General features: G+C 38.6%; 12 protein-coding genes. 11 read left to right on the top strand and 1 reads right to left on the bottom strand.

Annotated elements, in window-relative coordinates:
• Positions 1-412: 412 nt before the first annotated feature.
• The 6 genes from RRU94_RS17900 to RRU94_RS17875 all read left to right on the top strand — a co-directional run bounded on the left by RRU94_RS17900 (position 413) and on the right by RRU94_RS17875 (position 7204).
• Positions 413-1342: a sugar phosphate isomerase/epimerase family protein gene (locus tag RRU94_RS17900; protein ID WP_315692198.1), complete on the top strand. Its 930-nt coding sequence runs from the start codon at positions 413-415 to the stop codon at positions 1340-1342.
• A gap of 190 nt (positions 1343-1532) precedes the next feature.
• Positions 1533-2627, top strand: coding sequence for a sugar ABC transporter substrate-binding protein (locus RRU94_RS17895; RefSeq protein ID WP_315692197.1), 1095 nt, complete (start codon positions 1533-1535; stop codon positions 2625-2627).
• A gap of 69 nt (positions 2628-2696) precedes the next feature.
• Positions 2697-4223 (top strand): sugar ABC transporter ATP-binding protein, encoded by a 1527-nt coding sequence (locus RRU94_RS17890; protein ID WP_315692196.1) that lies wholly within the window; start codon positions 2697-2699, stop codon positions 4221-4223.
• Positions 4201-5202, top strand: a complete 1002-nt coding sequence (locus tag RRU94_RS17885; RefSeq protein ID WP_315692195.1) for an ABC transporter permease — start codon at positions 4201-4203, stop codon at positions 5200-5202. The genes RRU94_RS17890 and RRU94_RS17885 overlap by 23 nt, the downstream gene beginning before the upstream one ends.
• Positions 5203-5228: 26 nt before the next feature.
• Positions 5229-6143 (top strand): ribokinase, encoded by a 915-nt coding sequence (locus RRU94_RS17880; RefSeq protein WP_315692194.1) that lies wholly within the window; start codon positions 5229-5231, stop codon positions 6141-6143.
• Between the two features lie 302 nt (positions 6144-6445).
• Positions 6446-7204 (top strand): DeoR/GlpR family DNA-binding transcription regulator, encoded by a 759-nt coding sequence (locus RRU94_RS17875; protein WP_315692193.1) that lies wholly within the window; start codon positions 6446-6448, stop codon positions 7202-7204.
• A 533-nt stretch (positions 7205-7737) separates the two neighbouring features.
• On the opposite strand, the gene RRU94_RS17870 is transcribed toward RRU94_RS17875, so the two are convergent.
• Positions 7738-7941: a hypothetical protein gene (locus RRU94_RS17870; RefSeq protein WP_315692192.1), complete on the bottom strand. Its 204-nt coding sequence runs from the start codon at positions 7939-7941 to the stop codon at positions 7738-7740.
• A 1068-nt stretch (positions 7942-9009) separates the two neighbouring features.
• Here RRU94_RS17870 and RRU94_RS17865 point away from each other — a divergent pair.
• From RRU94_RS17865 to RRU94_RS17845, 5 genes are read left to right on the top strand one after another with little or no spacing between them, the layout of a single operon-like run.
• Entirely contained in the window at positions 9010-9522 is a 513-nt protein-coding gene (locus RRU94_RS17865) for a MarR family winged helix-turn-helix transcriptional regulator (protein WP_315692191.1), read from the top strand.
• A gap of 36 nt (positions 9523-9558) precedes the next feature.
• Complete coding sequence (locus RRU94_RS17860) at positions 9559-11004, top strand: aryl-sulfate sulfotransferase (protein ID WP_315692190.1); 1446 nt, start codon at positions 9559-9561, stop codon at positions 11002-11004.
• A gap of 16 nt (positions 11005-11020) precedes the next feature.
• Positions 11021-12028: an ABC transporter substrate-binding protein gene (locus RRU94_RS17855; protein ID WP_315692189.1), complete on the top strand. Its 1008-nt coding sequence runs from the start codon at positions 11021-11023 to the stop codon at positions 12026-12028.
• Between the two features lie 19 nt (positions 12029-12047).
• Complete coding sequence (locus tag RRU94_RS17850) at positions 12048-12818, top strand: ABC transporter ATP-binding protein (protein ID WP_315692188.1); 771 nt, start codon at positions 12048-12050, stop codon at positions 12816-12818.
• Positions 12819-12831: 13 nt separating this feature from the next.
• Positions 12832-13650 (top strand): ABC transporter permease, encoded by an 819-nt coding sequence (locus RRU94_RS17845; RefSeq protein ID WP_315692187.1) that lies wholly within the window; start codon positions 12832-12834, stop codon positions 13648-13650.
• Positions 13651-13941: the final 291 nt, after the last annotated feature.

The following is a 13941-nucleotide window of genomic DNA, read 5'->3' as shown; positions in this document are numbered from 1 at the left end:
GTTATTAATCAAAGGTACACTTTTACTGTTGATAAGGTATCCACATCCAAAAGATTTCTTATGGTAAAGCCCTGACAGTTTGCTACAGACGCTATAAGAAATAAAAGCACGTCTTTCTTTAAATTTAAGTGATATAGTAACTCTTCATGTTGTACAGTTTTGAATCGATAGTATTTTTCCTGAAAATATAGCTTTGTGAATATCGGTGAAAGCCATCTTGGATATACCGTATATCTAGTATATAGATAAAAACTTGAGTATTAATGAATATTGAAAAAAATGAAAATGGTTTAAAAAAAATGATATTTTATGAAATTTGGTGAAAAAATATATTGAAAACCTTTTCAATCGGTGATATATTCTGATTAGTTAAACAAATGAATGAAAAAAATGAAACATTTCAGGAGGAAATATGAAACTTGCTACGAGACTTAACTCATTATTACCAGCAGTAGACAACAATGTAATTAATGCATTAGAAGAATTATCTAAAATTGAAGGAATTACGAGTGTAGATTTAAATTATCCTGAACATTTTGAAAACCACTCGGTTGAGGAAATAGCAGAAACTTTGAAAAGGGTCGGCCTAGAAGTAAATGGGTTAGCGCTCCGTTTTCGAAGCGATTTTAAGAACGGTGAACTAGGAAACATTGATGGAAATATTTCAGAGGAAGCGTTTGAATTATGCTGCCAGGCAACAAAGATTTGCCGAGAACTAGGCGGAAAAACTATCACGGTCTGGCTAGGGTATGATGGATTTGATTATGCATTCCAGACGGATTATTTAAAAGCATGGCACCAAGTGAAAAACTATTTTATCAAAATTGCAGACTTTGCTCCGGATTTAAAAATCAGTATTGAATATAAGCCATTTCAGCCAAGATCATACTCTTTAATTGATAGTGTTGGTTTGTCATTACTAATGGTGAATGAAATCGATCGAGACAATGTAGGGGTGACCCTTGATTATTGCCACATGTTAATGAAACATGAAAATCCCGCATTTGGTTTAAACTTGGTTGCCGATAAAGGAAAGCTTTACGGGATACACATTAATGACGGATATGGACTTAACGATGATGGTTTAATGGTTGGCTCCGCTTCATTCTTGCAGACGTTAGAATTTATTTATTACGCTAAAAAGTTTAACTATAATGAAGCAATTTACTTTGATACTTTCCCTGTCCGGGAAAATCCAATTGAAGAATGTAAACAAAATGTACGGATGATTAAAAAACTGGATGAATTGGTAGATGCGATTGGCTTAGAAAGAATAGAAGAAATTGTTCAAAAGAATGATGCCGTGAGTGCCACTGATATTCTATTCGAATGTTTAAAATAAGCTTTCTTAAAACTATAAAAGATTGAAAATTCAGACAAAAATTATTTCCTAATTGAAAAAGCTAGTTGACCTCTACCTATCAAAAGAGTATTCACTTTTTCAATTAGGATTTATAAGAAGATTAAAGTAACTCACTCGTTTATACAAAGAACAAAATAAAAATGAAAACGCTTGCGGGAGGGTAACCAAAATGAAAAACACTTCAAAAAAATATGCTACTGCATTTGCTGCATGTCTTATGAGTTTTAGTCTTGTCGGGTGTTCGGCACAGTCTACAGGCCAAGGGGGAAGCACAAGTTCAAAAGAAGAAGACGGATTTAACCCGGATTCTGCTGATGGAAAAACAATCGAAGAAGTAAGAAATGATCTGGGTCCAGTACCAAAACTAGACGAAGAAGTTAAGTTAGGTGCGGTATCCAAAGCTTTTGAAAATGAGTATTGGCGGACATTAAAAGAAGGTATGGAACTCGGTGCCAAGAAATTCACAGAGAACGGTTATGACGTCTCAATTGATGTAAAAGCTGCTCAAGGTGAGGGTGATGAGCAAGGTCAGCTGGCAATTGTACAGGATATGGTCAATAAAAAATATACAGGATTACTTTTATCTCCAATCTCTGACAGCAATCTTGTTCCAGGTGTGGAAGATGCACTGAATGAAGATATTCCAGTTATTAACGTTAATGATGGGATCATAAAAGAAGCTCCAAACTTTGTAGGGCCTAGAGCGGTTGAAAATGGTGAATTGTTAGCCGAGTGGGTTTCAGGCAAATTAAATGGGGAAGGTAAAGTAGCCATTGTAGTAGGGATGCCTAAAGCATTTGCAGCTAAACAACGTACATTAGGATTTGAAAATTGGATGAAAGAAAATGCTCCCGGTGTAGAGGTGGTTGAAAAACAAAATGCGGATTGGGATCGGCTGAAAGCCAAAGACTTAACTGAAACATGGATTAAGAAACATCCGGATTTAAAAGCGATTTTCGCAAATAACGATACAATGGCACTTGGTGTACAGGAGGCAGTAAATGCATCCGGTAAAGATATATTGGTTGTTGGTGTTGACGGAATCCAAGAAGCATATGATTCTATCCGCAAGGGTGAATTAGACGCAACAGTTGATTCCTTCCCACTCTATAAGGGTCAAATTGCAGTGGAGGCAACTCTGCGGAAATTAGCCGGACAGGAAGTACCTCGTGTCATTTGGACTCCTCAGGCGTTAATCGATTCAACAAATGTTGATACTCCAGCGGAAGAAATTATCAAATGGAGCGAGCCAGAGATTAAGTAAAAAGAGCGAGAATGATAGTGAAAGCGGTTATTGCTTTCACTATCATTCTTTCAAAAAGGAGAGATAGAAGTGTTACAACGACCTGATGAAATTATTCGTTTTGAAGGAGTATCAAAAATCTTTCCAGGCGTTAAAGCGTTAGACAATGTAAACTTCTCTGTTAAAAGGGGAGAAATCCATGCGCTCTTGGGGGAAAATGGGGCGGGGAAATCCACTTTATTAAATATTCTTCATGGAGTGTATTCAGAATATGATGGGACCGTAAAAATTAAAGATAAGAAGGTCTCTTTTAAAAATCCTAATGATGCTATCCAATTTGGTATTTCTAAAGTCCATCAGGAAGTAAGTTTAATTCCAAATTTGACAGTGGGTCAAAATATTGTATTAGGCTATGAACCAACAAAATCGATGTTTGTAAATTTTAAAGAAGTTCATAAGAAAGCAAATGAATTATTAAAGAAATTAAACTGCCGGTTTAAAAGTGAAGATCTTGCTTCTCAATTAAGTACGGGCGAAATGCAAATGGTGGCCATCGCAAAAGCGTTATATCATAAAGCGGAAATCATATCATTTGATGAGCCTACTGCTTCTTTGACAAAAAATGAGGTTGCTGCTTTATTTGAAATTTTAAACGAATTAAAAAAAGAAGGAATCACCATTCTTTATGTAAGCCATCACTTAGATGAAGTTTTTGAGGTTTGTGATAGAGCAACAATCCTAAGGGATGGAGGATTTATTAAAACCGTTGAAATGTCTAAGGTGTCGCAAAATGAATTAATACGAAACATGGTAGGAAGAGATGTATCTGCATTTGCTGTCCGTTCTAAGAAACATAAATTCACCGAAGACATTGTTTTAGAAGTCAGCAATTTATCCCGCAGCGGAATCTTTGAGAATATCTCTTTTAACTTAAGAAAAGGAGAAATTTTAGGGTTTGCTGGATTAGTTGGGGCAAAAAGAACAGACGTGGTTAGAGCATTGTTTGGTGCGGATAAAAAGACTAGCGGAACTGTCAAAGTAAAAGGAAAAATAGCAGAAATCAAAACACCGCAGCAAGGCTTACAGGCAGGGATTGGCTTAATACCAGAGAACAGAAAAACGCAGGGATTCACCAAGTATTTCAGCAATGCTGACAATATTGGTTTAGCCAGCTTAGGTAAATTCAGCAAGTTGGGTTTTATTAACCACAAAAATAAGAGAAAGAATTGTCATCATTATATAAATGAAATTAATTTAAATCCAAAAGATCCATCATACATGACAGCAAATTTAAGCGGCGGCAATCAACAGAAAGTAGTCATTTCAAAATGGCTCTCAGCAGATATTGATATTTTAATTTTGGACGAGCCAACTAAGGGAGTAGATGTGGGCGCGAAAGCGGAGATTTACCGCATCCTAGAGGACCTGATCGATAAAGGGAAGTCTATCATTATCGTTTCATCGGAGTTACCAGAAGTCATTGGGATGTGTGACCGGGTGATTGTAATGAAAGAAGGTAAGCAAGTGGTTGAACTTAACAAAGAAGAACTAAATGAGGAAAACATTCTTCAATATGCAATGGGGGTAAATACAGATGTTTATATCGAAAGGGTTTAGTCGTGAGTTAAGTATCGTCGGGGCTTTAATTGCAATGATCGCTGTTTTTACCATTATCGACCCTATATACGCAAGCTATGACAATATGGTTGATATTGTTGACCAAAGTATCATCAATGGACTGTTAGCATTAGGAATTACATTCGCAATCATAACAGCCGGTATTGATTTATCAATCGGTTCTATTTTTGCCATTGTTATTGTAGTAGTTGGCGATTTACTCGTTCGGGGCATGAATCCTTTTTTAGCAATCGTCGTTGGGATTATTCTGGGCTTTGTACTTGGAGTATTCAATGGAATCTTAATCACAAAATTAAAGCTTCAGCCATTTATCGCAACTCTTGCTACCATGAGTGCTTATAGAGGTCTTGCGTATATTTACACTGGCGGATGGCCGATTGTAGACATACCAACAGGATTTAGACAGCTTCTTGACAGAGATGTGTTCAGTGGTATTTCAGTATCAGTTTTTATCTTGCTAGGGTTCACAGTATTAAGTTTTGTGATTTTAAAGTATACAAAATTCGGGGTATACGTATATTCTCTAGGAGGCAATGAAGAAGCTACTCGCTTATCAGGCGTTAATGTAGATAGAAGTAAAATTCTTGCTTACGCTCTTTGTGGTGTAGGAGCTGCTCTTGCTGGGTTGATTTTATTGGCGAGATTAGGAACTGGAGAGCCTACTGCCGGCCAGTCTTATGAATTAAATGCGATTGCTGCTGCAGCTATTGGAGGCGCTAGTTTAGCCGGCGGAAGAGGAACAGTTATCGGAACGCTTCTTGGCGCCATCCTTTTATCTGCACTAAAAGTTGGTCTCGTTGTAGTAGGAGTCGATACATTTTGGCAGTATATAGCTACAGGAGCAATCATCGCAGTTGCTGCTTATTTCGAGGTTATCCAAGATAAGCTGCAAAATTTAAATCTAAAGCGGAACAAAAATAATATTGCAAAAAATAGTGAAGTTAGAAAGATAAATTAAGATTTCCAGAGAGGAATAAATAAAGTATGGAAAATAAATCTGTAGCAGTTATTGGAAGTCTGAATTACGATATTATTTTCAAACAAAAAAAGTTCCCGGAAATAGGCGAAACCTATATGGCTGACAGTGTTACATTCTGCAGCGGCGGAAAAGGAGCAAACCAGGCAGTTCAATGCTCGAAACTATGTTTGAAAACGTATATGGTCGGAAAAATTGGTGATGATAACCACGGAGAAATGTTATTAAAATCTCTCCAAAAATATCATGTAGATACGACTTTTATTACTACATCTAACACAAACACTGGCTTAGGTGTAGTAAATTCTCTGGAAGACGGAAGTGTGGTTGCAACCATTTCAACGGGTGCTAACTACGCTCTCACAGTGGAGGATATTAAAAATGCTGAAAATGTAATCGCAAAAAGCAGCATTGTTATATTGCAACTAGAAATTCCTCTGGAGGTTGTTGAATACTCAATAAAAATGGCAAAAAAGCACAATTGTTTCATCATTTTAAATGCAGCACCTTCTAATAACATTTCAGAAGAATGTTTAAAATTAGTCAACTGCTTAGTCGTAAATGAATCTGAGGCAAGTTTTTTTGCAGGAGAGAAGATCGACAATCTTAGTGATGCAATGAAATATTGTGAAAAAATATATAATAAAATTTCAGACGTTCTGGTGATTACACTTGGGAAACAGGGAAGCCTTATTTATGATGGAGAACAGAAATATTTTATAGAACCCCATAAGGTTGAGGCAATAGAAACAACTGGAGCAGGGGATTCATACATTGGAGCACTTGCTTACGGGATTTTAAATAAAATGACTTATCAGCAATCGGGTTCTTTTGCTTCACAAGTTAGTTCCATGACAGTTATGAAAATCGGGTCGCAGGAAGCAATGCCTACACTTAGTATGGTGAAACAATTACAGAATTAGCCTTGATATAGTCTATAACTGGGTTCTTCACATAGTGCCTTGAAGGTTAAGGAAGTCTTATAAAACGATAGAGCATAAGAAAAAAATGGTATTAAAATTGAGTGTTCTACCCCTTTTATTGACTTCCTCTTTTTTGTATGATCCAGTTTTCAGTGTTAAAATTAAGATAAAATATTGGAATACTAATAATTGTATTGTTTTTAAACGAGGAACAAGGGTGATTAGCTAAGATAACGAGTTACCCGGCAATATTTGTTTTTTCGTGTGATTGCTACTATTAAAGAAGGATTGGGGGGAGATCAATGATACCTTATATTCGAAGAAATAAAATAATTGAAGAGCTGGAAAACAAAGATATTATTTACATCGATGATTTTCTCTCCATTTTTGAAAACGTTTCATCGTCTACAATCAGGAGAGATCTAAAAATCCTTGAAGAAGAAGGAAGAATAGTCATGCTCAGAGGTGGAGCTGTTAAGTTAAGAGACAATTCTTTTGATATTCCTGTAGAGACCAAAAAATTTCTTAACATTAATGAAAAAGATCAAATTGGACAACTTGCAGCTTCATTGGTGGAAGATGGTGACGTTATTTATCTGGATTCAGGTACAACATGCTTGCAGATGGTTAAATATTTAAACAACAAACAAATTACAGTTATAACATCAGGAACTCAAGTATTGAATGAATTAGATGGGGATAACGTGCACTGTATTATAGTTGGGGGAGAAGTGAATAAAGCAACTGATTCAATTGCAGGACCTCTCACTGACTCAAATTTAAAAAATCTGTTTTTTGATAAAGCTTTTCTTGGTGCTAGTGGTATTAGTCTTGAGGGAGGTATTAATACTCCTGATTTCAGAGAAGCAAGTAAAAAAGCAATAGTTAAAACAAACTCAAAAGAATGTTATGTCCTGGCCGACAGTTCTAAATTTAACAAGAACACATTATGTAAGGCCATGGATTTGAATGAATGTACCATTATTACAGATAAAATAAATGAGCTGTTTGAAAAAGAAACAACATTCATTGACACAAACCATTGGGAAAAAGTGAAATGAACGCGATGACCTATTACAACTGAATCCATTCATCTACTCAGATTACCTTTAAAAGATGAATGGATTGTGTTTATAATTCTGCATGAAGCAGCCTGCTTCTATCTTTGTCTGAGGGCTTAAGTGATCCTTTTATCGAAAACGCTGCTAAAAGCTGGGCTGTTTAAAGCGCTTTGACGGTTTGGGTTTTAATCATCATAACCGATTATTCGTACCTAGCAGTATACTGCCTCTGAATACATAAAGTTAATTTCAATTAGCTAAAATACTCTTATAACCCATTCTCTAAAAAATCGGACAGTCTTTTTAGAAAAATATTTAAAATAAGGTTTCGTATGCCCACCACCAGGTAGGAATCAACTCTTTTCCAAATACAGATCGACAGTTTTCACCAACTTGGGCCCAACACACGGGTGAGGACCAGATTCACAAATAGAATGTTATGTGTCTAACGATAATAAAAAAGCACTGCCCTCAAACCGGGCAGCGCTTTTTTATTAGGATATAGTTGAATAGCATATTGGACTAAAAGGTGATCAGTCCTCAAAGACTTCTAATAAAGCACGGGCTTCATATAAATGATCGGTGAATTTATTTAAGAATTTTCGCTGTTTTTGTTTGCTTATCCTGCTTGCTGCTGTCCCATTCAATAATTCAATATAATAAGAAAGCTCGACTGCAATAATATCTGGTTCATTAAACTTATATTCTTCTGCCGCCTGCTCATAATCTTGATCCAAATCATCATTTTTATCAGTAGCAATTAATGCTTTGTGTATGTTCTTTATAACTGCATGTCCTTAGCCTCATCAAATACTGCTGAAACACACTCCATAATCGCTAAGCTGAGCGGCTGCTTCTGCTATATACTTGGTAAAGGGCTTGTACAATATGTCCAGTCTGCTCTTAAAGTCTTGAGGTTCTCCAGTAAATGGCAGCACAAACATTTCCTGAACAAATTTTTTTCCATGTGACACGGTTGAACTCTCTTAAAGCATCATTGAAAAAACGCTTCTGAAAGTATTCGGACACTTCATGCGTTTTTGCCATTTCTTTTGAAAATTCCTCAATCGCACCTGCCGTATTTTCAGACAGGTTATGCTGTTGGTATTCAGACACAAATACAACAACAGATTGTCTGTATCCATGATCAAAATATTCTTTATCCAGGTACTTCTTCTATATACTGCCGGAATTCCAATCTGCATGTTTATTAAACATGAAAACCCTCCCTTGATCTCTTTAAAGAAACAGGCTTTTCCAATGCGTATCAACATCCGAATCGTACCATTCACACTTCTCATTTTTCATATTTTTCTCAACTCTTAATATTTCTTTAATACAAAGGGTGGTAGCTAAGGTTCTAACACCAGGGAAAATAGCTGTCTAACTAGCTCAAAATAAACGATCTTTGAAGCAGCAAATTATTTAGCCGCAGGAATAAGAAGCACCGTTTAAGCTTATAGTCAGTCATGCTCATTAGTACATTGAAGAAGCCCTTGAGGCTATATGGATTCTTCTGTGAACAGATCTTATTTGTTAAAAGGGTATGTTGTTTGAATCAAAAAGCGGCTATGTTCTTAAATAAAAAAATATTTCTTATAATTCTTACTTGACTTATGGGAATTAAGGGATTAAGATATGAACATCAAATTGTTTAGCATTCATTCTTTTAGCGTTAAAATAAATTCAAGTGCTGATTGGGCATCCAAAGGCACCTTATACAGTTCAAAACATTCTTCAATCTTGAATGTTGAACTGTATAAGGTGCCTTTTTTCATACCCATTCAGCCTGGAGAGGGGGGAGCATGGAAAACATTGATATGGAATTACTCGAAGAAGCGGATTGGCTATTTCGCAAAATGGTTCGCAAGTTTATCAAAGAACGCGACAAAATCACGATCGAAGGTGTGATGCTTCCCGGGTTTTTGATTTTAAAAAAGATTATCCAAGATGGTGAGCAGCGGTTAACGGATTTAGCTGTAGAGCTAGACCTTACCTCGGGAGCCATTACCGCTATTTGCGACAAATTGGAAAGCAGGGGGTTTGCCGCCCGCAAACGCCATAAAGAAGACAGGCGAATTGTCCTGCTGGATGTGACGGATGAGGGGAAAGCATTTTTAAACCGAAATAGTGATATTGGGGCAAACCTCATTTCCATTTTATTCGATGGATTTTCACCCGAAGAAATCCGCCTGCAAATCAAATTGTATTCGCGCTTAATCAATAATTTAGAAGGACTGTCAGGTGAAATCATGTCGTTAGAAAAAGAAAGCAAAAAAGCTTCACCTATTCAAAACAGCCGTTTTTTAACTTATTAAATCATCTATTATTGATATGAAAAGGAGAGGGAACGTATGGGACTTCCAACAATTCACCCGACAGGAGCAACTATTTATTCACCAGAAAAAGCATGGAGCGGTTATACCATTTTTCAAGCTCCTGGCCTCGGTGCTTTATTAATTGATATGAATGGAAAAGAAGTTCACTTATGGAAAGGGCTTCGTGGTTTTCCGAATAAAATTTTTCCAGGCGGATATGTACTGGGTCATACATTTAACCGGGATCCGGAGCATGGTTTTCAGGATGAAGGGGATCTCGTACAAGTAGATTTTGAAGGGAATATCGTCTGGAAATTTGATAAGCATGAATTCATTACAGACCCGGGGCATGAAGGAAGATGGCTTGCACGTGCACACCATGACTATCAGCGTGAAGGAAATCCAGTCGGTTACTATGCACCAGGACAAAGTCCAAAAACTGATGCAGGAAATACGCTTATCTTGGCTCACCGTAATGTCCATAAGCCTCAGATTTCGAAGTATGAGCTGCTGGACGATGTTATTTTGGAAGTGGACTGGGAAGGAAACATCGTATGGGAATGGTCATTCAGCGATCACTTTGATGAACTCCAGTTTGATGATGAAGCAAAAAAAGTGATTTATGAAGAGCCAAATCGCCGCTTTTTCGGGAATGAGTCGGGCGACTGGCTGCATATCAATTCGATCTCAGCAGTAGGGCCAAACCGTCATTATGATGCAGGAGATGAAAGGTTCCATCCTGACAATATTATCTGGGATGCACGGGAAGCTAATATTATCGGCATCACGGATAAGCGTACCGGCAAAATTGTATGGCAGATTGGACCTGACTATTCAACAACTGAACTTGAGCATTTGGGATGGATTATCGGACAGCATCACGCCCATATCATTCCGCAAGGCCTGCCAGGCGAAGGCAATGTATTAGTGTTTGACAATGGCGGATGGGGCGGTTACGGCGCACCAAATCCGGCATCACCAAATGGCAACAAAAATGCAGTGCGTGATCATTCCCGCGTTTTGGAAATCGACCCAGTTACTCTTGAGATTGTATGGCAGTATACGGGGCTTGAAGCAAACTTCCAGGTACCGACGGACTCTTTCCGTTTCTACAGTCCATATATCAGCTCTGCCCAGCGTTTAGAAAATGGAAACACCCTCATTACAGAAGGAGCAAATGGCCGTATTTTTGAAGTAAATGCCGAGCATGAAATTGTATGGGAGTATGTCTCGCCTTACAAAAATCCTCGTAATTCAAACATGGTTTATCGTGCTTACCGAGTTCCTTATAATTGGGTGCCGCAGCTTGAAAAACCGGAAGAAGTAGCGATTGAGCCTTTAAATATTGAAACATTCCGTGTACCGAATGCTGCACCGGGAGGGACGGATTCAGTCGTTGAAATAAAAGGGGCGCAATCGGTTGGTGAGGGAGCACTATGCGTGGCACGGTACGATGAAACGCTGGAAAAGCAGAATAACTGATACTGGAGGAACAGTAATGAAGCGATTAAACGGACTGCTGGTTTTTAGTTTAGTGTTATCCCTGTTTTTAGCGGGCTGCTCAAACAACAGTGCAACGGGCGCAGAAGATGAAGAGACGGCAAAAATACGTATCGGGATTGATACAGCAGCAGGCGGATCCTTGCAGATCCGCGCTGCAAATGCAGAAGGATATTTTAAAGATCATCAAATTAATCCGTCCATTTCCAACTTTGCATACGGAATAGATACAATCAATGCATTATTAACAGAACAAACAGATACGGGCCTGGCAGCTGATTATGCCTTGCTGAATTCATTAAACCGCGGCGACTTAGTCGTGCTTTCATCATTAACGCACAGCACACCGGAAACGATCAAACAATCGGAAATTTTAGCTGTAAAAGGCATTGATGAGCCGTCACAGTTAAAAGGGAAGAAAATTGGCGTCGCCAAAGGAACTGTTTTTGAATACCACTGGGCCAAATATTTGGAACATTTAGAAATTAAAGAAGAGGATATCGAGTATGTACCGTACAGTACACCGGACGAAGCACTGGTCGGTGTGAAAAAAGGCGACATTGACGCTGTATTGGCAAGCGGTGCACTGCTTGAAAAATTCAAAGCCATTGATGGAGTTCATAAAATTGATGATCTTTCTTCCATTGATATTGCAGTGAGCAGCTACTTAGTGGCGAACAAAAAGTTTGCGGAAGAAAATCAGCAGGCGATCGTGAATCTGTTAAAAGCGATCAAGGAAGGCATCGCGTATGTCAAAGAAAATCCAGACGGAACAGCGGAAATCGCCTATAAAGAATTAAAAGTGAAAAAGGAAGACACTTTACGGGATTTGGAGCGGTCCAATTATACGCTTGAATTCAAGCAGGAAGATTTTGACCATCTATCTGACATGAAGCAATGGCTTCTTGATCGAAAGCTGCTAAAGCAAGATTACAGCCTGCAAGAGAAGTTGTACCTGGAACCTTTGCGCGAAGCATTCCCAGAGTCTGTAACGTACGAAAAGTAAAGATTGGAGGAATCGCCCTATGACAGTGATACAAGAAGAAAGTCCCTCTATTGTGATTAGAGGGCTGTCTAAAACATTTGCAGAGGACACATCGGAATCTGTTTACGTATTAAAAGATGTTGACCTGACAATAAAGCAAGGGGAGTTTTATATTCTGCTGGGCCCAAGCGGGTGCGGAAAATCCACACTTCTCAATTTGATTGCCGGTTTTTTGGATCAAACTGATGGCCAGCTTGATGTACATGGGGCGGACTCCAGCTACGCTGCAAACCGGGGATTTGTCTTTCAATCGGCGGATTCTGCATTGTTTCCATGGCTGACTGTAGAAGAAAATGTGGAATTTGGACTGAAAATAAAAAAGGTTCCTTTAAAAGAACGAAAGCAGATGGCTCAATCCTATATTGAGCTTGCCGGCCTTTCGGGACACCATTGTAAGTTCCCAAGTGAAATTTCGGGAGGAATGAAACAGCGTGTACAGCTGGCACGCGTCCTGGCAAATAACCCGGATATCTTATTGATGGATGAACCATTCGGTGCATTGGATGCGATGACAAGACGGACCATGCAGAAGGAACTGATCAGGATTTGGCAGGAAACGAATAAGACGGTCATTTTCGTAACGCATGATATTCAGGAAGCATTAATGCTCGGCCAGCGCATTGGCATTATGTCAGTCGGCCCTTCATCGAAAATCATTGATACGTATGATATTAACCTGCCGTATCCACGTGAAATTACAAGCCCGGATTTCAATCATTACTATCAAATCGTCCAGTCGCATTTTGACTGAGGAGGTCATGAAAATGGAAACCATTGCCCGTCATCAAATTAGAGATAAAACGGTTAAAAAAAGAAAAAGTTCTAAAAATCATTGGGGTACTATTGCAAAAACAGGTATCTTGGGATGGGCTGGATTATTAGTTATCTGGAGCATTGCCGCTTTTTTTTCAGATCCGCAGTTTCTACCCAGTCCTCTTGCCACTTTAGAAGGGGCGATAGAACTTAGTAAAGACGGGTCGCTGTTCATCTATATGGGATACAGTTTTGCCCGTGTATTGGCCGGCTGGTTTTTAGGAAATTTGGTTGCGATCCCGTTAGGCCTGCTGATTGGCAGTAACCAGTTCATCCGTTCACTTGTAGAACCGTTAATTAACTTTGTACGCTTTATTCCTCCTTTGGCATTTATCACGCTGTTTATGCTGTGGTTCGGAATTGGCGAACAATCAAAAATATTTTTGATTATGTATGCGACTTTCTTTGTTGTTACTATCAATACCTTAACAGGGGTACTTTCGATTTCAGAAGATAAAATCCGTTCAGCGAAAAGCATGGGCGCATCCAGTTTTCAAGTGCTGCGCTATGTGATCATCCCGGCGTCCATTCCATATATTTTTACGGGCGCCAAGCTTGCGATGGGATCCTCTTTTATGGCGATTGTTGGTGCGGAGATGGTTGCCGCAAATGAAGGAGTCGGCTTCATGATCTGGAATGCCAGACTGTACTTCCAAACAGACTGGATTTTTGTAGGATTAGTGGTCTTGGGGCTGATGGGATTTTTCATGGATAGACTGTTTGTCTGGGCCGGAAAAAAATTCTTGAAGCGTTATAATGTCGTATCCTAATGTCTAATCGTTACCTAATAGAGATTTAAAAGGCAGGAAACAGCCTGTTGCTAACGGTACGTCCGTATCAAATAACATTATTACTCCGGCTAACACAATACGCGGTCTTTTCTCAGAAAGGAAGGCCGCTTTTGTTATAGGCTGATTCATAAAGCAACGCTAATCATTCATATATTGCTTTTACTTAATTAAGCAGAGGCATATAGTGAAAAATTATCGGAAAGCGTGAAAAAATTGCTTCCACAGTTGCAGGGGAGACCTGAAGAAGACACAGATTGTAGTCTTTTATTT

Origin of the sequence: Domibacillus sp. DTU_2020_1001157_1_SI_ALB_TIR_016 (assembly GCF_032341995.1) — a bacterium.
In the GTDB taxonomy this organism is placed as follows: domain Bacteria; phylum Bacillota; class Bacilli; order Bacillales; family Domibacillaceae; genus Domibacillus; species Domibacillus indicus_A.
The sequence above is the reverse complement of the archived record's forward strand: the minus strand, read 5'-3'. Positions and strand labels throughout refer to the sequence as shown.

Bases quoted from the DNA above. Each gene is read 5' to 3' on its own strand.
- RRU94_RS17900 (WP_315692198.1), top strand. From the start codon at position 413: ATGAAACTTGCTACGAGACTTAACTCATTATTACCAGCAGTAGACAAC.
- RRU94_RS17895 (WP_315692197.1), top strand. From the start codon at position 1,533: ATGAAAAACACTTCAAAAAAATATGCTACTGCATTTGCTGCATGTCTT.
- RRU94_RS17885 (WP_315692195.1), top strand. From the start codon at position 4,201: ATGTTTATATCGAAAGGGTTTAGTCGTGAGTTAAGTATCGTCGGGGCT.
- RRU94_RS17880 (WP_315692194.1), top strand. From the start codon at position 5,229: ATGGAAAATAAATCTGTAGCAGTTATTGGAAGTCTGAATTACGATATT.
- RRU94_RS17875 (WP_315692193.1), top strand. From the start codon at position 6,446: ATGATACCTTATATTCGAAGAAATAAAATAATTGAAGAGCTGGAAAAC.
- RRU94_RS17865 (WP_315692191.1), top strand. From the start codon at position 9,010: ATGGAAAACATTGATATGGAATTACTCGAAGAAGCGGATTGGCTATTT.
- RRU94_RS17860 (WP_315692190.1), top strand. From the start codon at position 9,559: ATGGGACTTCCAACAATTCACCCGACAGGAGCAACTATTTATTCACCA.
- RRU94_RS17855 (WP_315692189.1), top strand. From the start codon at position 11,021: ATGAAGCGATTAAACGGACTGCTGGTTTTTAGTTTAGTGTTATCCCTG.
- RRU94_RS17850 (WP_315692188.1), top strand. From the start codon at position 12,048: ATGACAGTGATACAAGAAGAAAGTCCCTCTATTGTGATTAGAGGGCTG.
- RRU94_RS17845 (WP_315692187.1), top strand. From the start codon at position 12,832: ATGGAAACCATTGCCCGTCATCAAATTAGAGATAAAACGGTTAAAAAA.